This window comes from Shewanella sp. Pdp11 (genome assembly GCF_002838165.1).
GTDB classification, from domain to species: Bacteria; Pseudomonadota; Gammaproteobacteria; order Enterobacterales; family Shewanellaceae; genus Shewanella; species Shewanella hafniensis.
This window is the reverse complement of sequence record NZ_CP015194.1, coordinates 4,906,185-4,928,459: the sequence shown is the minus strand read 5'-3', so window position 1 is coordinate 4,928,459 and position 22,275 is coordinate 4,906,185. Positions and strand designations below refer to the sequence as shown.

21 protein-coding genes are annotated in these 22,275 nt (G+C 46.0%); 17 read left to right on the top strand and 4 right to left on the bottom strand.

The window, feature by feature from the left end; genetic code table 11:
* The first annotated feature begins 30 nt into the window (after positions 1-30).
* The 17 genes from hfq (at position 31) to AYJ58_RS21575 (ending at position 18,666) form a co-directional block, all read left to right on the top strand.
* Positions 31-303 carry an RNA chaperone Hfq gene (gene hfq / locus AYJ58_RS21655; protein ID WP_006084207.1) on the top strand — a complete coding sequence of 91 codons (273 nt, stop codon included), beginning with the start codon at positions 31-33 and terminating at the stop codon, positions 301-303.
* Positions 304-326: 23 nt separating this feature from the next.
* Complete coding sequence (gene hflX / locus AYJ58_RS21650) at positions 327-1,634, top strand: ribosome rescue GTPase HflX (RefSeq protein ID WP_106651684.1); 1,308 nt, start codon at positions 327-329, stop codon at positions 1,632-1,634.
* Positions 1,635-1,670: 36 nt separating this feature from the next.
* On the top strand, positions 1,671-2,810 hold the full coding sequence (gene hflK, locus AYJ58_RS21645; protein ID WP_106651683.1) for an FtsH protease activity modulator HflK: 1,140 nt from the start codon (positions 1,671-1,673) through the stop codon (positions 2,808-2,810).
* A 3-nt stretch (positions 2,811-2,813) separates the two neighbouring features.
* A complete protein-coding gene (gene hflC, locus AYJ58_RS21640) occupies positions 2,814-3,707 on the top strand; it encodes a protease modulator HflC (protein ID WP_106651682.1) in 894 nt (297 codons plus the stop codon).
* Between the two features lie 370 nt (positions 3,708-4,077).
* Entirely contained in the window at positions 4,078-4,668 is a 591-nt protein-coding gene (gene petA / locus AYJ58_RS21635; protein WP_106651681.1) for a ubiquinol-cytochrome c reductase iron-sulfur subunit, read from the top strand.
* Positions 4,668-5,882, top strand: coding sequence for a cytochrome b (locus tag AYJ58_RS21630; protein WP_006080061.1), 1,215 nt, complete (start codon positions 4,668-4,670; stop codon positions 5,880-5,882). The genes petA and AYJ58_RS21630 overlap by 1 nt, the downstream gene beginning before the upstream one ends.
* Positions 5,882-6,580, top strand: coding sequence for a cytochrome c1 (locus tag AYJ58_RS21625; RefSeq protein ID WP_063881808.1), 699 nt, complete (start codon positions 5,882-5,884; stop codon positions 6,578-6,580). The genes AYJ58_RS21630 and AYJ58_RS21625 overlap by 1 nt, the downstream gene beginning before the upstream one ends.
* Before the next feature lie 96 nt (positions 6,581-6,676).
* Positions 6,677-7,306, top strand: a complete 630-nt coding sequence (sspA, locus tag AYJ58_RS21620; RefSeq protein WP_006080065.1) for a stringent starvation protein SspA — start codon at positions 6,677-6,679, stop codon at positions 7,304-7,306.
* Positions 7,306-7,743 (top strand): ClpXP protease specificity-enhancing factor, encoded by a 438-nt coding sequence (locus tag AYJ58_RS21615; RefSeq protein ID WP_106651680.1) that lies wholly within the window; start codon positions 7,306-7,308, stop codon positions 7,741-7,743. The genes sspA and AYJ58_RS21615 overlap by 1 nt, the downstream gene beginning before the upstream one ends.
* A 194-nt stretch (positions 7,744-7,937) precedes the next feature.
* On the top strand, positions 7,938-8,522 hold the full coding sequence (locus tag AYJ58_RS21610; RefSeq protein ID WP_106651679.1) for an anthranilate synthase component II: 585 nt from the start codon (positions 7,938-7,940) through the stop codon (positions 8,520-8,522).
* Positions 8,523-8,713: 191 nt separating this feature from the next.
* Positions 8,714-11,194: a S9 family peptidase gene (locus AYJ58_RS21605; RefSeq protein WP_106651678.1), complete on the top strand. Its 2,481-nt coding sequence runs from the start codon at positions 8,714-8,716 to the stop codon at positions 11,192-11,194.
* Between the two features lie 204 nt (positions 11,195-11,398).
* Positions 11,399-12,544 carry an HDOD domain-containing protein gene (locus AYJ58_RS21600; RefSeq protein ID WP_006084202.1) on the top strand — a complete coding sequence of 382 codons (1,146 nt, stop codon included), beginning with the start codon at positions 11,399-11,401 and terminating at the stop codon, positions 12,542-12,544.
* 55 nt (positions 12,545-12,599) lie between these two features.
* Positions 12,600-13,511 (top strand): alpha/beta hydrolase, encoded by a 912-nt coding sequence (locus AYJ58_RS21595; RefSeq protein ID WP_106651677.1) that lies wholly within the window; start codon positions 12,600-12,602, stop codon positions 13,509-13,511.
* A 307-nt stretch (positions 13,512-13,818) separates the two neighbouring features.
* Positions 13,819-15,036 (top strand): aspartate aminotransferase family protein, encoded by a 1,218-nt coding sequence (locus AYJ58_RS21590; protein ID WP_012197666.1) that lies wholly within the window; start codon positions 13,819-13,821, stop codon positions 15,034-15,036.
* Between the two features lie 127 nt (positions 15,037-15,163).
* Positions 15,164-16,183 carry an arginine N-succinyltransferase gene (astA, locus tag AYJ58_RS21585; RefSeq protein ID WP_106651676.1) on the top strand — a complete coding sequence of 340 codons (1,020 nt, stop codon included), beginning with the start codon at positions 15,164-15,166 and terminating at the stop codon, positions 16,181-16,183.
* A gap of 9 nt (positions 16,184-16,192) precedes the next feature.
* The gene (gene astD / locus AYJ58_RS21580) at positions 16,193-17,653 is read left to right on the top strand and encodes a succinylglutamate-semialdehyde dehydrogenase (RefSeq protein ID WP_106651675.1); all 1,461 of its coding nucleotides are present in this window, start codon (positions 16,193-16,195) and stop codon (positions 17,651-17,653) included.
* A 209-nt stretch (positions 17,654-17,862) separates the two neighbouring features.
* Positions 17,863-18,666 (top strand): DUF1338 domain-containing protein, encoded by an 804-nt coding sequence (locus AYJ58_RS21575; protein WP_106651674.1) that lies wholly within the window; start codon positions 17,863-17,865, stop codon positions 18,664-18,666.
* 141 nt (positions 18,667-18,807) lie between these two features.
* Here AYJ58_RS21575 and AYJ58_RS21570 read toward each other — a convergent pair whose 3' ends face one another.
* From AYJ58_RS21570 to crp, 4 genes are all read right to left on the bottom strand, one after another.
* Positions 18,808-20,136 (bottom strand): ATP-binding protein, encoded by a 1,329-nt coding sequence (locus tag AYJ58_RS21570; RefSeq protein WP_106651673.1) that lies wholly within the window; start codon positions 20,134-20,136, stop codon positions 18,808-18,810.
* Positions 20,133-20,807, bottom strand: coding sequence for a response regulator transcription factor (locus tag AYJ58_RS21565; RefSeq protein ID WP_006080080.1), 675 nt, complete (start codon positions 20,805-20,807; stop codon positions 20,133-20,135). The genes AYJ58_RS21570 and AYJ58_RS21565 overlap by 4 nt, the downstream gene beginning before the upstream one ends.
* Positions 20,788-21,135: a PepSY domain-containing protein gene (locus AYJ58_RS21560; RefSeq protein WP_106651672.1), complete on the bottom strand. Its 348-nt coding sequence runs from the start codon at positions 21,133-21,135 to the stop codon at positions 20,788-20,790. Before AYJ58_RS21560 ends, AYJ58_RS21565 begins: the two co-directional genes overlap by 20 nt.
* Positions 21,136-21,217: 82 nt before the next feature.
* On the bottom strand, positions 21,218-21,853 hold the full coding sequence (crp, locus tag AYJ58_RS21555) for a cAMP-activated global transcriptional regulator CRP (RefSeq protein WP_006080082.1): 636 nt from the start codon (positions 21,851-21,853) through the stop codon (positions 21,218-21,220).
* Positions 21,854-22,275 lie beyond the last annotated feature (422 nt).

Sequence of the window (22,275 nt, the reverse complement as noted above, 5' to 3'; positions counted from 1 at the left end):
TTTTATATAAATTAAAAAGGAAATAATAAAATGGCTAAGGGGCAATCTTTACAAGACCCATTTTTGAACGCATTGCGTCGCGAGCGCGTTCCTGTATCAATTTACTTGGTGAACGGCATTAAACTCCAAGGACAGGTAGAGTCGTTTGATCAATTTGTCATTCTGTTGAAAAACACAGTGAGCCAAATGGTTTATAAACACGCTATTTCTACTGTCGTGCCAGCACGCCCATTCAACGTTACTGGTCACCAAAATGCCCAAGGCGGATATGGTGCTCAAGATGATGCGCCTAGTGGCGAATAAGTTTTATCTAAGGAGTTTACTTCTTGTTTGATCGTTATGAGGCGGGAGAAACTGCGGTTCTTGTCCATATCGACTTTTCCGATGAGGAACGCCGAGAAGATTTAGTCGAGCTGCAGCTATTAGTAGAATCAGCTGGAGCCCGATCAGTCGGGGTGATTACTGGAAGTCGACGTTCGCCGGATCGCAAATTTTTTGTGGGTTCTGGTAAAGCTGAAGAGTTAGCCGCATTAGTGGCGGCGACCGAAGCCAATGTGGTGATTTTTAATCATGCATTGAGTCCAGCCCAAGAGCGTAATCTTGAGCAAGTGTGTCAATGTCGAGTACTCGACCGTACGACACTTATTCTCGATATTTTTGCTCAAAGAGCGCGAACTCACGAAGGTAAGTTGCAGGTGGAGCTAGCGCAATTGCGCCATATGTCGACTCGCCTGATCCGTGGTTGGACGCATCTTGAAAGGCAAAAAGGTGGTATTGGTTTACGTGGTCCAGGGGAAACCCAGCTCGAAACCGATAGACGTTTGCTCAGAGGACGGATTAAAAATATCAACAAACGCTTAGAGCGAGTTGATAAACAACGTGAACAGAGTAGACGTGCACGTAAGCGCAGTGATTTGTCGACAGTATCATTAGTCGGCTACACCAACGCCGGTAAATCAACGCTGTTTAATGCCTTAACATCTTCCGATGTTTATGCAGCAGACCAGCTGTTTGCCACACTCGATCCCACGTTAAGAAAGTTAGATTTACCCGATGGTGCCGTGATACTCGCGGATACAGTAGGGTTTATTCGTCATTTGCCCCATGATCTCGTTGCTGCATTTAAGGCGACTTTACAAGAGACAAGGCAAGCTGAGTTACTACTGCACATTGTTGATTGTGCAGATGAAAACATGGCGGATAATTTTGATCAGGTTCAATCTGTACTGAAAGACATCGAAGCCGATGAAGTCATGCAACTCGTGGTATGTAACAAAATCGATTTACTCGAGGATGTAACCCCAAGAATTGAATATAACGACATAGGCAAACCCGTTCGAGTTTGGGTTTCAGCACAGAAGCGTTTGGGATTTGATTTGCTATTGAAAGCCATCACTGAGCTTATCGGTGAGGTGATTAAAGAGCTAACACTAAGAATTCCGGCAACTGCTGGACATTATCTTGGCCAGTTTTATCGACTGGATGCGATACAGCAGAAAGAGTACGACGATCTGGGGAACTGTATTTTGTCTGTTCGTTTATCGGACGCCGATTGGCGCCGATTAGCTAAACAGAGTCAGGGTGAGTTAGAAACCTTCATCTACGAAGATTCGATAGATGAGGCTGTTTGTTAATAATCTAATTTATTTCATCCACTTATGGAGTGCTAAATGGCTTGGAACGAGCCCGGTAACAAGGGTAATGATCCTTGGGGAAATAAAGGTGGTAACGACAAAGGACCACCGGACCTTGACGAGGTTTTTCGTAATCTTTCAAAGCGCTTTGGCGGCAAAGGAAATGGCTCAGGCCAATCTTTTAGTTCGTTTAGCCTAATCATCATTCTTGCTGTTGCTTTGGTTGTTTGGGGACTCTCGGGTTTTTATACAATTAAAGAAGCGGAGCGTGGTGTGGCACTGCGATTTGGTCAACATAATGGCGAAATAGGACCAGGTCTTCATTGGAAAGCGACTTTCATTGACCAAATTTATCCCGTTGACATTCAATCGGTTCGCTCTATTCCTGCGTCTGGTAGCATGCTGACATCCGATGAAAACGTCGTGAAAGTTGAGCTTGATGTGCAGTATCGTATTTTAGATGCTTACTCATATCTGTTCAGTGCCGTCGATGCGAACGCCAGTTTGCGTGAAGCGACCGACAGTGCATTGCGTTATGTCATCGGACATAACAAGATGGATGATATTCTGACTACTGGCCGTGATGCTATCCGTCGCGATACGTGGAAAGAGTTAGAGCGCATTCTTGAGCCCTATAAATTGGGTCTGGCGATTGTCGATGTTAACTTCTTGCCGGCACGTCCGCCTGAAGAAGTGAAAGATGCCTTCGATGATGCGATTTCTGCCCAAGAAGATGAACAACGTTTTATTCGTGAAGCTGAAGCCTATGCCCGTGAAATTGAACCTAAAGCTCGTGGTGAAGTTGAACGTATGGCACAACAAGCGAATGCTTATAAAGAGCGTGAAGTCTTAGAGGCTCGCGGTAAAGTGGCTCGATTTGAGCTGTTATTACCTGAGTATCAAGCTGCGCCTGAAGTGACTCGCAAGCGTTTGTATCTCGATACAATGCAGCAAGTGATGACTGATACGAATAAAGTGCTGATTGATGCCAAAAACAACGGCAACTTAATGTACCTACCGCTAGATAAGTTAATTCAGCAGAAGCCTGCGACAATTGAGCTGGAAGCTAAGCCACAGCAAAATGTCAATTCTTCATCTGTATCAACGACTCGCGCGAATGAGCCTTTGAGTGGACGTCCATCCCGCGATGATCGTACTCGCCAAGGGAGGGAGTAATCCATGGGTAGATTAAGCGTTATTCTTATCGCCGTACTTTTAGGTATTGGTTTGTCATCTTTAATGGTGGTGAATGAAGGCGAGCGCGCAATTGTGGCGCGTTTCGGTGAAATTTTAAAAGACAATGTGGATGGCAAGCAAGTCACTCGCGTCTATGGTCCAGGTTTACACGTTAAAGTACCTGTGATCGATAAAGTAAAATTACTCGATGCCCGTATTCAAACACTCGATGGTGCTGCGGATCGTTTTGTAACTTCAGAGAAGAAAGACCTTATGGTCGATTCCTATGTGAAGTGGCGTATTTTGGATTTCGAAAAATATTACCTGTCTACAAATGGTGGTATTAAATCGAATGCTGAATCGCTTTTACAACGTAAGATAAACAACGATTTACGAACTGAGTTTGGTCGCCGCACAATCAAAGAGATTGTCTCTGGTAAGCGTGATGAGTTACAGAATGATGCATTGGAAAATGCTTCAGAAAGCGCTAAAGACTTAGGTATTGAAGTTGTCGATGTGCGTGTAAAACAAATCAATTTACCCGCTAACGTCAGTAACAGTATTTACCAACGTATGCGTGCTGAGCGTCAAGCTGTGGCAAAAGAGCATAGAGCACAAGGTAAAGAGCAATCTGAAATTATCCGTGCAACGATTGATGCTAATGTAACAGTGAAGATTGCTGAAGCTGAGCGTAAAGCCTTAACCATTCGTGGTGAAGGTGATGCATTAGCGGCTAAGATATATTCTGATGCTTATAGCAAAGATGCTGAATTTTTTAGCTTTGTTCGTAGCTTAGATGCCTATCGTGCTAGTTTCTCAGGCAAGTCAGATATCATGGTATTAGAGCCTGATAGCGAGTTCTTCAAGTATATGAAGAGCACTTCACCTAAGAAGTAATACGTTAAAAGTGTTGATCTAATAGGCCCTGTTACCCAGGGCCTATTTTTTTATCTGGCGATTGTTAACTTAGATAGAAAAGTTAAGGCTAATTTATATTAGCGATGCATGCTTTATGCCGATGTCACAGACAAGATGCTCAAAAAACCTTCCAAATGGATTAAAACGGCTTAATAGTTGGGGCTTTTTTCGACTTTTTTCAAAAAACACGCAATCTCCCTAACTTACTTGCGTGTTTTCACTATGATCTGCTTCTAATTTTTAGCTATAATGAGCCCCGCTTCAAACTTCGATTTTTGACCCTAGTGATGACTAAGGGCCGAAAGTCTTTGAAATATAAAAATTCCAACACCCTCTGGGAGATAAGTGGATGAGCAATGCGCCAGTCGATACCGGACGTCGCAGATTCCTGACAGCCGCAACCGCCGTAGTAGGTGGTGCTGGTGCCGTCGCTGTAGCGGTTCCTTTCATCAAGTCATGGAATCCGAGTGCCAAAGCGAAAGCTGCAGGTGCACCGGTCGAAGTAAATATCAGTAAAGTAGAGCCAGGTCAGCTGATCCGTGTTGAGTGGCGTGGAAAACCTGTATGGGTTGTCCGTCGCACAGATGCTGTGATCAATGAACTGCCAACACATGATGATAAGTTAAGAGATCCTGCTTCTGCTGAAATGCAGCAGCCTGAATATGCAACAAATCCTTTGCGCTCAATTAAGCCAGAGTATTTTATTGCTGTCGGTATTTGTACCCACCTCGGATGTTCACCTACTTATTTACCAGATTCATTTGGTGAGCAAGTTGAAGGTGTCACTTCTGGTTTCTTCTGTCCATGTCATGGCTCTAAGTTCGATATGGCTGGCCGCGTCTTCCAAGGCGTACCTGCTCCATTGAACCTAGTTATTCCTCCACATCAATACGTTGATGATGGCACCGTGATTATCGGTGTAGATAAAGGAGTGGCGTAATGGTTAAGAATTTAATTAATTGGATTGATGCGCGTATCCCTATGACGGCGACTTATAACCGTCACGTGGGTCAGTATGCGACGCCAACTAACTTTAACTTTTGGTACTTTTTCGGTTCGCTAGCGATGTTGGTATTGGTTAACCAATTACTGACGGGTATCTGGTTGACGATGAACTATGTACCAACAGCAGAAGGCGCATTCGCTTCTGTTGAATACATAATGCGTGACGTTGAATACGGTTGGTTGCTGCGTTATATGCACTCTACCGGTGCTTCAGCGTTCTTCGTAGTGATCTATCTGCATATGTTCCGTGGTCTGATTTACGGTTCATATCAGAAGCCTAGAGAACTACTGTGGTTGTTCGGTATGCTGATTTTCCTCGTGCTGATGGCTGAAGCCTTTATGGGTTACTTGCTGCCATGGGGACAAATGTCGTACTGGGGCGCGCAGGTAATTATTTCTCTGTTTGGTGCTATTCCTGTTATTGGTGACGATTTAACCCTGTGGATCCGTGGCGATTACGTGATCTCTGGTGCAACATTGAACCGATTCTTCGCACTGCACGTGATCGCACTGCCGTTAGTATTAGTGGTACTCGTGTTCTTACACTTAATTGCGCTACACGAAGTGGGTTCAAACAACCCTGACGGTATCGAGATTAAGAAGAACAAAGACGAGAATGGCTGGCCAGTTGATGGTATTCCATTCCACCCATACTACACAGTTAAAGACATCATGGGCGTTGCAGGCTTCCTGATTGTGTTTTGTTATGTGTTGTTCTTCATTCCTGAAGGCGGCGGTTACTTCCTTGAGAAGCCAAACTTTGAAGCGGCTAACCCGATGAAGACACCTGAACACATTGCACCTGTATGGTACTTCACACCTTTCTACGCCATTTTACGTGCTATTCCTGATAAATTAGCAGGCGTAATAATGATGGGGCTATCGATTGCTGTACTGTTCGTATTGCCTTGGTTAGATCGTTGTAAAGTTAAATCAGTTCGCTACCGTAGCACGCTGCACAAGTTGAACATTGCTCAATTCGCAATTTCTTTCATAGTGTTAGGTTATTTAGGTGTAGTTCCTGCTACGCCGACGCTGACGATAGTTGCACAGGTGTTTACTTTTACTTACTTTGGTTTCTTTGTGGCGCTGTGGGTATACAGCAAGAATGAAAAAACTAAACCTGTTCCAGCGAGGTTGACACACTAATGAAAAAATTACTGATTGCATTAGTCACCTTGTTGCCGACGCTGGCTATGGCCGCAAGCGGGCATAAAATACATTTAGAAGACGCTAATGTTGACCTGCATGATAAAGCTTCTTTAGAGCGTGGTGTGGACCTGTTCCAACATTATTGTTCTGGTTGCCATAGCACTCAGTATCAGCGTTATGAACGTGTCGCTACTGATCTCGGTATCTCTATTGATGATATGCGTAACAAGTATATGTTCACCGATGCCAAAATTGGTGAGCTTATGCAAAACGCGATTCCGCATAAAGATGCTGCTAAATGGTTTGGTGCTACACCGCCTGATTTAACATTAGTTGCACGCGTTCGTGGCGAAGATTGGGTTTATTCCTATCTAAAAGGCTTCTATAAAGATCCTAGTCGCCCATTTGGTGTGAATAACACAGTGTTCCCATCTGTTGGTATGCCACATGTACTCGAAGAGTTGCAAGGCACACCAGTTAAACAAGAAGATGGCACTATTGTGGTGACTGGCGGTAAATTAAATGCGGAAGAATATGATCAAGCGGTTCGTGATATCACGGGTTTCTTAGTCTATTCGGCTGAACCTGTTAAGCTAGAGCGTCAAGCTATGGGTTGGTGGGTACTCGGATTCCTGTTTATATTCTTTATTGTGGCCTACCTCTTGAAGAAAGAGTATTGGAAAGATGTACACTAGGCACCAATAACGGGTAAAATGTAATATCCGCATAGTGTAAACGGGGGGCTTAGCCCCTCGTTTACTTTTGTTTTATTTCGATTCTGGAGGGTATCAATGGCTGTTGCTGCCAACAAACGCTCTATCATGACACTGTTTTCAGGTGCTGATGATCTGTATAGCCATCAAGTACGTATCGTGTTAGCTGAGAAAGGGGTTACTGTTGATGTTTTACAGGTCGACCCTAACGAAATGCCTGAGGATTTGCTCGAAGTAAATCCATATAACTCAGTGCCAACTTTGGTAGACCGTGAACTCGTATTATACGAATCACGCATTATCATGGAATATTTGGATGAGCGTTTTCCTCATCCGCCTTTGATGCCAGTTTATCCAGTGTCTCGCGGCCAAAGCCGTTTGATGATGCACCGCATAGATACAGACTGGTATTCGCTAGTTGACCGTATCCGTAAGGGTGATCGTGTTGAAGCCGCTCGTAAAGAGTTGACTGAAAGCCTGATTGCAATTGCGCCAATCTTCGGTGAAGTGCCTTACTTCATGAGCGAAGAATTTGGTCTCGCGGATTGCTACCTTGGCCCATTGTTATGGCGCTTACCTGTATTAGGTATTGAGCTAGATAGCCGTGTAGCTAAAGATATCAAAGCGTACATGACACGTATTTTTGAGCGTGAATCGTTTAAAGCTTCTTTGACTGAAGCTGAACGCGAAATGCGCATGGGTATGTAATGAAGCCTTTGACTCCAAATCGTCCTTATTTACTAAGGGCTTACTATGATTGGTTGATGGATAATCAATTGACTCCTCACGTTGTGGTCGATGCCTTTATCGAAGGTACTCAAGTACCGCAGCAATACGTGAAGGATGGCCAGATAGTGTTGAATATCGCTGCTGGCGCAGTGGGCAATTTGCAAATTAGCAATGAGTGTGTGGAGTTCAATGCGCGTTTTGGTGGTGTTCCTCAGCAGGTGATGTTGCCAATGGCGTCAATTGTCGCTATTTATGCCCGTGAAAATGGGGCTGGCACTGTCTTCGATATCGAAGATGCTTATTTGCTTGACGATGAAGTCGATTCATCTTTATCGGTTGTTGAAACAAACGATAAAGCGCCTGAACCGACGGATGAACCACCTAAGCGTCGCAGCCATTTAACCGTCGTAAAATAACGACCGCTAAATCGCTGTGGTGAAATGCCCAAGTTGTTTTAAAACTGAGCCAGTCCAATGACTGGCTTTTTTGTCGCTATATTTTATCGCCGTAATTGGCTAAACCTTGAGGATAAGGTGTGGTAGCATTTGCGCCCGCATTCATCCGTCGGATATGCGTTCTACTCTTACCCATTTAGGCCAATGGATCTTGTATGTTGCTAATGATCGATAATTACGACTCTTTTACCTTTAACTTAGTGCAGTATTTTCAGCAGCTAGGGCAAGAGATAGTGGTTAAACGTAATGATGAAATTAGCATCGCCGACATCGAGGCGCTTGCGCCTACTCATCTGGTGATTTCGCCCGGCCCTTGCACTCCCAATGAGGCGGGGATTTCCCTCGCGGCGATTGAACATTTTGCCACGCGTATGCCGATCCTAGGTGTGTGTTTAGGGCATCAGGCGATGGCGCAGGTTTTTGGTGCCAAGGTGGTGCGTGCTAAGCGGGTGATGCACGGCAAGGTCAGCGCCATTGCTCACACTGGGCAGCGGTTATTTGAGGGATTGAATCAGCCCTTAACTGTGACACGCTATCACTCGTTATTGGTGGATGCTGTGCCTGAAGGTTTTGTTCTCGATGCTTGGTTTGATGATCCTATCCATGGCCGAGAAATCATGGCCATGAGTCATCAAGATTTACCCTTGTATGGGGTGCAATTTCATCCCGAATCGATTCTTACCGAGCAAGGTCTCGAACTATTAGCCAATTTTTTAGCGCAATCGGCTATGCCAGTATAATTTCCTCACCCTAAAAACTCTCCGCACTATATTCGTACTATCAATTTCTGTTACAAGATTTATCCTTTTTTTAAGCAAGTTTAGCGATTAACTATGCTATAACTGCGGCAAAACTACGCGAATAGGCAAAACCAGCAGATAAACTAGACTGGGTCATTTAGCCGTTGCGATAACAATAAAAGGAAGGACAAATGAGAAGCGTAATGCGAAATTTGGGTTTAAGTGCGTTAGCGGTTGCCGTGTTGGCAGGTTGCGCTGCGACATCGACTGAAACAGCAGTTCCTGCATCATCCCCGCAAGCATTCCAAGTTCCCTTAGCCCAACCGCCACAGGTTTCACAGGCGCTTACGCTTAATCAAATTATGGCAAATCCCGATTGGATGGGCGTTTTCGCCAAAGAGGCATACTGGAGCGACGATAGCCAAAGTGTGCTGTTTGCCCGCCAAGCGAGTGCTTCAGCTCTGCGTAGCTATTATCAGCAAGGTATCAATGACAGTCGCGCCGTCGAGCTAGCGCTTGATAAATTACACGCGGCAGATCAGCAGTTTGGTGTGTTTGATCGCACTAAGTCCCACAAGGCTTATCTGTATCAGGGCAACATTTTTGTTAAGCAATTAAGCACAGGCAAAATCAGCCAGCTGACTCGCCAGCGCAGTGACATCGATGGCGTGCGTTATCTCAATAATGGCGATATCGCCTATTGGCAGGGCGACAATGTTTTCCAAATTCATCAAGACTCAGGCTTAGTCGAGCAACTTGCTGAAATTAAAATGGCGAAAGCCCCTGAAGGTGTAAAAGAGCCAACGTCTTACATTGCTAAGCAACAGCACAGATTAATTAAGTATGTGGCGCTGCAGCAAGAGAACGCTAAAGCCAAAGCACAGTACAAAGATGAATTGCAAAAAAGCGACCCAACACTCGCCGCCAGCACTTGGTATTTAGGCGATAGCGAAGTCGTGTCAGAGCTTAGCCTGTCACCGGATGGCCGCTATATTTTACTTGCTCTGACCGACAAGAATTACACCGGCAGCAGTGAACACGACATCATGCCTAACTACTTAGGCAGCGATGGTTATATTGATCCCGTACCCGTGCGTGCACGTGTGGCTGAAGATACGCCGCCAGGGCAACGCTTTGTAGTGCTTGATTTAAACCAGCATAAACAAGTCGATATCACTATCGAGGGCTTGACGGGTTTTGATGAAGATGTGCTCGCCAAAGTGAAAGCTGAGAATGCTAAAGCGAAAGGCGAAACTTACCAAAGCACTAAAGCGCCACGCAAAATTCAGTTGATGCAGGATTGGGGCTGGACTCAGAGTGCGATTCAATGGCATGAATCGGAAGATAAATTGGCTCTGATGCTAGAAGCTACCGATAACAAAGATCGCTGGATCGCCAGTGTCGATCTCGCTAAAGGTAAATTCACCACAGAACATCGTTTGCATGATGATGCATGGGTGAATTATGACTACAACCAATTCGGTTGGTTGCCGGGGACGGATTCTCTGTACTATTTGTCGGAAGAATCAGGTTATTCGCAGCTCTATGTGAAAGGACTTGGTGAAAAGCTGCGCGCCTTAACCCAAGGCAAGTTTGTTGTGAGCGACATCCAGCTGTCACCGGACGCGAATTATATCTACTACAAAGCTAACCAAACTCACCCTGGTATGTATAACGTTCACAGGGTGAACTTAGCCACAGGCAAAAATGAGCAATTAACGCAGTGGGATGGCAACTTAGATTACAGCCTAAGTCCTGATGGCACTCAGCTATTACTTAATGCTTCACGTCGCACTCAGCCCAATGAGCTGTATGTTCAACCCATTGGCGGTGAGTTAAAGCAGCTGACGTCTTACACCAGCGATGCCTTTAAAAATTACCCATGGCAAGCGCCAGAAGTGGTAGCAGTACCTTCAAATCATGGCGCCGGCAAGGTGTACGCCCGCGTTTATCTGCCACAAGGCTATGATAAGTCCCGCGCCGAGAAATACCCTGCGGTGATTTTCAACCACGGCGCAGGTTATCTGCAAAATGCTGACTACGGCTTTAGTGGATACTTTCGCGAATTTATGTTCCACAACCTGCTGACTCAGCAAGGTTATGTGGTAATGGACATGGATTACCGTGGCTCTAAAGGTTATGGCCGAGATTGGCGCACTGCGATTTATCGCAATATGGGTCATCCAGAAGTCGAAGACTTAAAGGATGGTGTTAGCTGGATGGGAGCCAATACGAATGTCGATACGCAACGTGTCGGGACCTATGGTGGTTCCTACGGCGGATTCTTAACCTTTATGTCATTGTTCACTGCACCAGACCTGTTCCAAGCAGGAGCCGCACTGCGTCCTGTGGCGGACTGGGCACATTATAATGCGCCTTATACCTCCAACATCTTAAATACGCCTGATGTCGATCCTATCGCCTATGAGCGCAGCTCTCCGATTGAGCATGCTCAAGGATTAACGAAACCACTGCTTATTATGAGTGGCGTCATGGACGACAACGTCTTCTTCCAAGACAGCGTGCGCATGGTGCAGCATTTGATTGAACTGGAAAAACCGACCTTTGAAACGGCGATTTATCCTGTCGAGCCCCATGGTTTCCGTCAGCCTTCTAGCTGGTTAGACGAATACCGCCGTATCTATAAGTTATTCGAACAAGAACTCAAATAACTCAGCTCGATTTCCTGTAAAGGCCTCTATGTGAGGCCTTTTTATTGGGTAACTGAGTAGGAAATATCCGATATCACACTATGTTTGTGTTCTGCGACTTTGCGTTATTGCTAAGATTAAGTGTATGTGCTGAAATTGTAATGATTTTGAGAGTTTGATTGTTTTGACGTCACTCAGGCATTAGCGATATAGGAAAGACTTATAGTGGCGATTTCGGTTGCGGGCGGTGTAAGACCCGGCAAAATTATAGAGATAGAGCACAGACTCTACCAACAGTTGATCCTCGGAAAGCATAAAGCGAGCCCGACTCTTTTGGATGACCTCGACCTTGAATTAGAGGCCGATGCGAATAAGTTAGATGTTGAGCGCGAAGCGATTTTGGCACGTTTGATGAAACAAATTAAAGCCAAAGAAGTGTTTGAAGCCGTGTCGAGCCAGCTGCATGAAACGGTCAATAATGCCATCGAGCATCAACTCGCGTCCCCCGAACTGGTTCTGGCTAAGTCAGAGATCAATGAATCGCAAATTCTGTTGCTGGAATTACTGCTGGCAAAAAATCTTGATGCGACGCGATTAAGACCGTTGATCAGCAACTTAAGTTGGTTGTGTCGCGACTTAACCAATATGGTCAACAGCCCGTCTTTTCGCGCTCGTCGGCCTCAGAGCTCAGATGTGCGAGTTACCGATATTAAATTGGTGATGAATTACATCGGCATCGAAAATCTGCGAACGATTATCCCTTATTTTTGCCTGCGTAATTGGCTGCCGAGCGCCAATGCTAAGTTGTTGTGGACTACCCGTAAATTATGGCGCTACAGCATAGTCAGTGGCATTGCGGCCAATGCGTTGGCTCAGCTTCATAATACTGACTCAGCCTTAGTTTACAGTAGTGCCTTACTCAATCAATTAGGCACCTCGGTTGTGCTGAGTTTGAGCGCGCGCTTATTCGATCAAACTTGGGGCTCTTGGATAAGGGAAGCTAGCAGCAGCCGTGACAAGGAAGTGTATGATGCTGTGATTGCCACTGAGTTTCCGGCCAAGGCTGTGTTTGAACAAGTGTTAAGTCATGGTCATAAACTAAACTGGCAGTTATTAGAGCTGCTTAAGTTTGAAGCTAGCCCTTTGACTGGGTTATTGAAGGAGCTAGACCTGACCTTAAGTTATCGGGAGTTGTCACCGCAGGCGGCATTAGTCGCACGGGCAAACTGTTATGCTAAAGTGGTGTTACTCGAAGAGATGCGTCAAATCGATCCCCAAGAAAAGCGTTTAATGTTTGATTATTACGAGTTAACTGAGCAAGAAGTACTGCGCTTAAAAGCACAGAATTATAGAAAGTTAGATCTGCTGTAATCCACGACCTGCGACTTGAGCGTCGGGATGGCGGCGTTTAAGTAGAGGAAGTGATATGCCAAGCTGGCAAGCATCTGTACTGAATACTATTTTATCCTATGTTGCTAGGCCATCCATCAGTCGCGGCAAAGCCAAAGTCCCCCTAGCGCAAGTGCGTAAAAAGTTGCTTGATCTCGATAAACGTTGGCTTCCTTGGCCGGATAAGTTAGTCAGTGCCACCATCCCTTTGCAACACTCTAGCTTGCTGCACTATGTGCTTCTCAATGAACAAACTCGCCTTGGCAATCTGTTTTATATCCGTGGTGGAGGTTTTTGTTTTAAAACGCCCCATGCCCACGCAAGATTGATCGCGGATATTAGCCAGCGTTGTAAATTGGATGCCTATATTCCCGATTATCGTCTCGCACCTGAGCATCCTTTTCCTGCGCCATTTGATGATGTGCTTGAAGCCTATAAGCGATTAATTGCGCTTAAGGGCGCTGACAATGTGATCCTTATGGGCGACTCTGCTGGCGGCAATTTAGCCTTGAGCTTATTGCTGGAATTAAAGCGTTTAGCTCTGCCTTTGCCGACGGCTTGTATCCTGTTATCGCCCGCGTTGGATTTAGCACTAACCGGAGATACTGAGTTGATACTCGCGGCTGACGATCCCTTCTTCACCATCGAAGCCTTACTGCGTTTACGGGGCGCTTATCTTGCTGGGGCAGACCCTATGTCAGCAAAGGTTTCACCCTTGCAGGGAAACTTAGCTGATCTGCCGCCCATCTTAGTGATTGCGGGTACGCGGGAACTCTTATTGCAGGATTCTGAGCGCTTAGTCGCTCAAGTCAAAGCCTGTGGCGGCGAGATAACGGGCTGTTTTTACCCTAACATGCCCCATGTGTTTCCCTTGTTCGATTTATTGCCCGAAGCCCTTGAGGCGAGGTCTAAAATTAGCCATTTTGTGCTTTCGCACTTGATTCGTTAAAATGGTGTAGTTATTCACATTCAGTGAATAGCTAGCAAAATGAGGGGTAAATAACTTTTTTTCTGACTAATTATGCTGCAAGCCACGGGTTTAAACGCTTGTATAGTTCTTAAACTGCAATCTTTATGCACTTTGGGTAGAAGAGCTAGGATTGATGTTTGTGAAAAACTGGTATTTTGATCACATTTTCGCTAATAATGGTTATTAATAGACACAAGCAATCCCAGTATCACTAACTCTAGATAAAGATACCTATGGGACTCTGACGGCCCCGATGCCGTTAAACAAACACAAAGGACGAAGAAGAATGAGCGTTGATATGAAGTTAGACCGTGCCCAGTTTGACGCAGTTATGGTGCCTAATTATGCGCCTGCTGCTGTGATCCCTGTTCGTGGCGAAGGAAGCCGAGTTTGGGACCAAGAGGGTAACGAGTTTATCGATTTTGCTGGCGGTATTGCGGTAAATTGCTTAGGTCACTGTCATCCTGCCCTTGTGAATGCCCTTAAAACCCAAGGCGAAAAATTATGGCATCTGTCAAACGTAATGACGAACGAGCCTGCCTTAGAATTAGCGACTAAATTAGTCAACAGCACGTTTGCCGACAAAGTGTATTTTGCCAACTCTGGTGCCGAAGCCAACGAAGCCGCATTGAAACTTGCCCGTCGTTACGCCTTAGAAAAACACGGCGTTGAAAAAGACGAAATCATAGCATTTGATAAAGCCTTCCACGGCCGTACCTTCTTCACCGTGAGCGTCGGTGGACAAGCTGCCTATTCCGATGGTTTTGGTCCTAAGCCGCAGAGCATTACTCACCTGCCATTTAACGATGTTGCCGCATTAGAAGCCGCAGTAACGGACAAAACCTGCGCCATCATGCTTGAGCCGCTGCAAGGCGAGGGCGGTATTATTGATGCCGATCCTGCATTCCTGAAAGCCGTGCGTGAACTGGCTAACAAGCACAATGCGCTAGTGATTTTTGATGAAGTGCAAACGGGTGTGGGTCGTACTGGCGAACTGTACGCTTACATGGGGACTGAAATCGTACCTGACATTTTAACCACAGCTAAAGCACTCGGTGGTGGTTTCCCTATCGCAGCTATGCTGACAACCGCTGAGATTGCTGAACATCTAAAAGTGGGCACTCACGGTTCTACCTACGGTGGTAACCCATTAGCCTGCGCTATTGGTAATGCTGTGTTAGACGTAGTGAACACGCCTGAAGTGTTGGACGGCGTTAAACATCGCGAGCAGTTATTGCGCGATGGTTTGAACAAAATCAATGAAAAATATCATGTATTTTCAGAAGTACGCGGTAAAGGTTTGCTGTTAGGTGCAGTTCTTAATGAACAATACCAAGGCCGTTCACGCGACTTCTTGGTGGCCTCTGTCGCTGAAGGCTTAATGAGCCTGATGGCGGGTGCTAACGTGGTACGTTTTGCTCCTTCTCTGGTGATCCCTGAGGCAGATATTGCTGAAGGTCTAGCTCGTTTTGAACGTGCTGTGGCGAGCATAGCTGCCGCCTAAATGACCAAAGGAGTGCTGAATTTATTCGCACTCCTTTTTTGTCAGGGAATACTTACGTGCATCACTACCTGTCTTTTTGAAGAGAGGCGCCTTGATGCACGGCAAGCCAAAGTGAGGAGACACTAAGATGTTAATCATACGTCCTATTCAGGCTGGCGATTTTGAAGCCTTATATCAAATTGCCGAAGAGTCTGGTCATGGTTTTACGTCATTACCCGTGAATGCCGATTTGCTCAGACATAAAATTGCGCGAGCAGAAGCCTCATTCGTTAAAATCGTCGATGCACCCTTCGATGAAGGTTATCTGATGGTGCTGGAAGATACCGACACCCGAGAAGTCGTGGGCACGTGCGCTATCGAAGCGGCCGTGGGAATGGAAGATGCGTTTTACCATTATCGACTCGGTACCGAAGTCTATCATTCCGAACAAATTGAAGTGCGTAACGAGGTCGAAACCCTCACTCTTTGCCATGACTACACGGGCGCCGCCGAGATGTGCACCCTGTTTTTGCGTGAAGCGTATCGCAAGGGCAACAATGGCCGCATGTTATCCCGCAGTCGCTTTCTGTTTTTAGCGCAACATGCGAAGCGTTTTGGCGAAACTGTGATTGCCGAAATGCGCGGTGTGAGCGATGCCGATGGTCATTCACCTTTCTACGGCTGGCTGCAAAAACACTTTTTAGGCATTGATTTTATTCAGGCAGATTATCTTTCTGGTTTGGGCAAAAAGGCATTTATGGCCGAAATGATGCCACGAAACCCTGTCTATGTTTGTCTGTTGCCGGAAGAGGCACAGAAAGTGATTGGTGAAGTGCATACCAATACCCGTCCCGCATTAAGTCTGCTACAGGCCGAAGGCTTTCGATGCCGCGGTTACGTGGATATTTTTGATGGTGGTCCAACGGTTGAGTGTCGTTTATCGGACATTCGCGGCGTGCGAGAAAGCCGTCTGTTGACCGTCGATATTGGTGAGATGGCCGAAGCCGACACTCAATTTATTATCTCAAATACTCAATTAGCCAATTATCGAGCGACGTCAGCCGCACTGGCTGTGGACGATAAATCCGAACACATCATTATCAGCCCAGAGCTGGCAGCGGGTTTGTTACTCGCAAAAGGCGATCAAATCCGTATTTTGGCAATGTAGGAATAACAAATGACACATTATATTCAAGGTCAGTGGCATGCTGGCAAAGGTCATGACGTGGCCTCAATTAACCCAGCCAATGCTCAAACTATTTGGACAGGTAAAACTGCCACCGCAGAACAAGTTAACGCCGCCGTTGATGCCGCGCGCGCCGCGCAGTTTGATTGGTTTATGTTAGGTTTCGATGCGCGTTTAGCCATAGTCGAAGCGTATCGCAGCCAACTTGAAGCCAACAAAGCGGAACTGGCTGAAACGATTGCCCAAGAAACCGGTAAACCTCAGTGGGAAACGGCGACCGAAGTCGGCGCCATGATAGGCAAGATTGCGCTATCAGCCGCGGCTTACAATAAACGTACGGGCACAGAAGCTAACGATACGCCAGCGGGACGCGCGGTTATCCGCCATAAGCCCCAAGGTGTTGTGGCGGTTTTCGGTCCTTACAACTTCCCCGGTCATTTGCCGAACGGTCACATAGTGCCTGCGCTGTTGGCGGGAAATACTGTGATTTTTAAACCTTCTGAATTGACGCCTAAAGTTGCCGAGCTGATGGTTAGCCTATGGGATAAAGCGGGTCTGCCTGCTGGCGTGCTCAACTTAGTCCAAGGTGAGGTGGATACGGGTAAAGCACTGGCTTCTCACCCGCAGCTCGATGGTCTGTTCTTTACCGGCAGCTCACGCACGGGTCATTTTTTACATCAACAATATGCCGGTCATCCAAGCAAGATTTTAGCACTTGAGATGGGTGGGAATAACCCACTGATCATTAAAGGTGTGCAGGATATTAAAGCTGCCGTGCACGATATTTTGCAGTCGGCTTATATCTCATCTGGCCAACGTTGTACTTGTGCGCGCCGTCTATATGTAGAACAAGGCGAGCAGGGCGATGCCTTGATTGCCATGTTAGCTGATGCGGTCAAGCAGATTAAAGTTGGCCCTTGGAACGCGCAGCCACAACCTTTTATGGGCTCAATGATTTCTGAAGCTGCCGCCAAAGGTATGGTTGCGGCGCAGACGAATCTGCAGAACTTGGGCGGCGTGTCTTTGGTCGAGTTGACCCACTTAGAAGCGGGTACGGGCTTAGTCTCTCCTGGCCTTATCGATGTGACTGCTATTGATGTCTTGCCGGATGAAGAATACTTCGGACCTCTGCTACAGCTAGTGCGTTATAGCGATTTCGATCAAGCTATCAAACTGGCTAACCAAACGCGTTACGGTTTGTCTGCGGGTTTACTGGCAGATAGCCGTGAAGATTATGACTATTTCCTCGCGCGCATTCGTGCAGGGATTGTTAACTGGAACAAACAAATCACTGGCGCATCGGGCGCGGCACCTTTTGGTGGCGTTGGCGCATCGGGTAACCACAGGGCGAGCGCTTTCTATGCCGCCGATTACTGTGCTTATCCCGTCGCTTCGGTCGAGGCCGATGCAGTGAGCTTACCTGCGACATTAAGCCCTGGTTTGAGCTTATAAGCGGGTAAAGATTTGTCTTTTATGTGGTAAAGAGTACGTGGTAAAGAGGAGGAAGGACGAATGTTCTTCCTTTTTAATAACAAGCAGTAACGTAACTTGAGCTTCTACTGTGGGTATGTGTGACGCTGCAACAGTGGCATCTAGGTCGTTACATTTAGTGTTCGCGGCAAAATAACAGCAATAACCGCAGCACAATAAAAGGAGTTTTTATGCATACCGACATCAACGCGTTATTTGCCGCCCTGTGGCAAGACTATATTCAAATGACCCCTTCGGCGGCAAAAGTGCATGCGCTGCTGGGCCATGGTAAGCCGATCATCAACGATCATATTGCCCTGCGTACTTTCAACATCGCTAAGGTGAATTTGGACGTGCTTGCTAAGCATTTTACTTCACTTGGTTATGTCGCTTGCGGTGATTATAAGTTTGAACAGAAAAAACTGATCGCTAAGCATTTTGAACACCCAGACTCGACTCAGCCTAAAGTGTTTATCTCTGAGCTATTAGTTGAAGAATTTAGCCCAGTGCTACAAGAGACCATTCAAGGCTTAATCGCCCAAGTAGATGCTGCCGCGACCACGGCGGACAACTTTATTTACTCGGGTCGCCATTGGTCTTTAGATTCTAAAACCTATCAGGATTTATTAACTGAGAGCGAATATGCGGCTTGGGTAGCGGCTTTTGGTTATCGCGCTAACCATTTCACTGTGTCTATCAATCACCTCGATGGTTTTGAAACCTTAGAGTCTGTGAATGATGCACTGAAGCAAGCGGGCTTTGTGCTCAATGGTTCAGGCGGTGAGATCAAAGGTTCGCCAGAAGTCTTATTAGAGCAATCGTCGACTATGGCCGATAAGATTGGCGTTGAATTCACCGATGCGACAGTGGAAATCCCTAGTTGTTTCTATGAGTTTGCGCTGCGTTATCCTATGGCCAATGGTGAGCTGTATACCGGCTTTGTGGCAGCGTCTGCCGACAAGATTTTTGAAAGTACGAACGTGAATAAGGCTTAACGTGAATAAAGCCTAACGTCGTTAAGATTTTGAGCATAAAAACGCCATCACTTCGATGGCGTTTTTTATGATTATATTAAAGAGGAAATATTAAAGAGTGCAGTCAAACTGGGTGTATAACGCTGAGCTGGTTCAGCAAGACTAACTGAAGATCAGTTCGATCCTCAATCCACCTAAGCGAGTGCTGTGGCTAAACTTAAGCTCAATCTCATATTGCTCGGCAATTTCCTTCACTATCGACAAGCCTAAGCCGTGCCCCATGACAGACTCATCTAATCGCGTGCCCCTTTGTGTGAGCTTATCGAGTTCATCATCGGCAACCCCCGGACCATCATCATCGATACAAAGGCAGAGACGCTCCTGTTGGCGTGATAGCTGAATGCTGACACGGCTCTGGGCCCATTTAAAGGCGTTGTCTAGCAGGTTGCCTAAAAGCTCCATGCCATCTTCCCTGTGGATCGGCAGCCTGAGAATATTAGGGTCGAGTTCGAAATCACATTCGATGGTTTTATTGCGGTGAACCTTATTTAAGGTGTTGGCTAGGCTATGTAAATCCCTTGGGATCACTAACTGCGCCGCGGGAAGCATATCGCCTGTAATCCTTGCCGCCGCCAGTTTGCGCTCGACCATCTTGTGGATAGAATCCAGTTGTTGCTGCAAGGCAATGGCGGTTTCGGGATCTTTAAGGCCAAGGGCTTCGACCTGTTGCTGCATCACAGCCAGCGGGGTCTTAAGCCCATGGCTTAAGTTGCCTAAGTTATTGCGGCTACGCTCAATTTGCTTGGCGGTGTACTCGAGTAACTCGTTGTAAGTCTTAGCGAGTGGCTGCACTTCTGGGGGGATATTATTCAGCTCAAGCGCGTTAATTTCGCCTTCTCTTAGCCGCGAAAGCGCGTGCTGAATATGCTTAACTGGCTTAAAGGATTGGCGTAGGATCAGGAAGATCCCTGCGATCATCGCCACCAACATCGCCAGATTGATCCCCAGCTTAGTGCCATAGACTTCGCTAAACACGCGCCTGCCAATACTCAAGTCTTGGGCGACAGTTAAGGTGGCGCTGACATTGGCGCTACTGGAATTTAGCCCCAGTGATAACAGTTGCATATCGTTATTTTTTGGGCCTTTAGCTTGCCAGACACGGGTTTGATTTGGCGCGAGTGGCTCGATATCTAACTGCATATCCCACAGGGAGCGGGAGCGAATGACTTCATTGGGCAGGTTAAGCTGGAAATAGCGGCCTGAATAGGCGGGCTTGTAGAAACTGGAAAGCTGGCTTTGATCTATGCTGATGTCCCCATCGTGGATATGGGTTGCCAACATAATATGTTCGAGATCTTCTTCTAAGCGATTGATAATAGAATCATGAAACGCCTGACGCAGCATGGACTCAAACAAGATGAGCCCAATGACTGTGCCTATTACCAGTAAGCCCGTTAACCATAAACTGAGCTTAGTGCGGATTGAGATCATTCAATAATGCCGTGGAAGATATAACCTTGGCCGCGGCGGGTTTCGATAGCGGTTTTGCCTAATTTCTTGCGTAAGTGGGTTACATATACCTCGACCACATTACTCTCTTTTTCATCGTCAAACTGATACAGCTTATCGGTAAGTTGTGTCTTAGATAACAGCTTCTTAGGCGACATCAGGAAGATTTTTAACAGTCTGAATTCCATCGCCGTTAGCTCAAACAATTGGTCTGCCACTTTTACCGTTTGCTCGGCTTCATCTAAGATCACGCCGCCATAGCTCAATTGCTTGCTAGAAGTATTTAAACGGCCATGGGCACGGTGGATAAGGGCTTGAATACGCGCCAATAATTCCTGTGCGTGGAAAGGTTTGCCTAAGTAATCGTCGGCGCCAGCATTAAAGCCTTCGACTTTTTCATGCCACTGGCTGCGTGCGGTCAGCATGATGACAGGAGTGCTGATCCCTTGATTACGCCAGCCTTCGAGTAGTTCGAGGCCGTTGCCGTCGGGCAAGCCGATATCTAAGATCACGCAATCGTATTGGGTTTCTTTGATCAGATAATCGGCTTCAAGCGCTTTGTCAGTAATATCGGTCACATAGCCAGCGAGTTTGAGTTGTTTCTCCAGCTCGGTGACTAGCATAGGGTTATCTTCAACGAGTAACAGTTTCATGTTTTCGACATTCGCTCGGTAATGCTATTGAGTGATCGGCTTGACCATTAGTTGCATCAATACTGAGATTGACGATTTGGCCACGCTGAACTTTGATTTGCAAATCATAGCGCCATTTATGATCTTCTTGATAGAGATGAGCATCAATTAGTTCACCTTGGCAAAACTGATTAACTATGGAGAGTGTACCGTTTAAGGATAGTATTTGCCCAGAGTTGACGAGTGCCTTGGCTTGATAGTGTTCTAATTCAATAGGTTCGGCATTCAATTTCATTGGATGCGCCAGCGTGAACAGGCTGAAAAAACAGATTAAAAACAGCCGTTTCATTTGAGCTCTCCAATAAAAAATGGCCTAGAATTTATTCTAGGCCACTTTAATAAGGCAGGCTTAAATCAAGCTGAAGACTAACTTAACGGGTACCGTATACCACGATTGTCTTACCATGAGCTTGGATTAAATTCTGTTCTTCTAACATCTTCAAGATACGACCCACAGTTTCCCGTGAACAGCCAACGATTTGGCCGATCTCTTGACGAGTGATCTTAATCTGCATGCCATCAGGATGCGTCATCGCATCAGGCTGTTTCGCCAGATGTAACAGCGTTTGGGCAATGCGGCCTGCCACGTCTAAGAATGCGAGGTTACCCACTTTCTGGCTGGTGCTTTGCAGGCGATAGGCCATTTGTGCAGACAGCTTCATCAGTATTTCAGGGTTAACTTGAATTAACTGTCTGAATTTTTTATATGAAATCTCAGCGATTTCACAAGCTTGTTTAGCACGAACCCATGCAGTACGTTCGGCTTGTTCTTCAAACAAACCAAGCTCACCGATAAAGTCACCTTGATTCAGATAAGAAAGGATCATCTCCTTACCTTCTTCATCTTTAATCAATACCGCTACAGAACCTTTTACTATGTAATAAAGAGTATCTGAATCTTCACCAGCATGAATAAGAGTGCTCTTTGCAGGGTACTTATGAATGTGACAGTGTGATAAAAACCATTCCAAAGTTGGATCAGGTTTTGGCTTACCAATCAGAGCCATGTTGGTGTTCCTCGATTGATTAAAACGAAAGTAAGAATATTCTAAATAAGCATTTTACGTCAATTAAACTAATAAAAACTTGATGGAAGTCTTACTTTAGAATAAGTGAATAAATGCAATTAACCATCTAAAATTAGAGCTTATTTTGCTACTTTAGTGATTTAAGTCAACTAAATCGACGTCAAACTCGCTGGATTCACTTAACTCTGTCGAGTTAATCACATCTTACCAGTTTAATTAAGCCGTTTTATTATAGATTATGGATAAAACAGGCCCCTAAATGACAGTAGAAGATGTTTCACAGTTGAAATTAGCTGCTCATTTGCTTCAACTTCCCCCATTATCCTGAGGTTTGTGTGTATTTAGACTCGACTTATGGGGTTAATTCTGGCTAACTTTGAGGGCAGTCGCTTTTAAGAGAG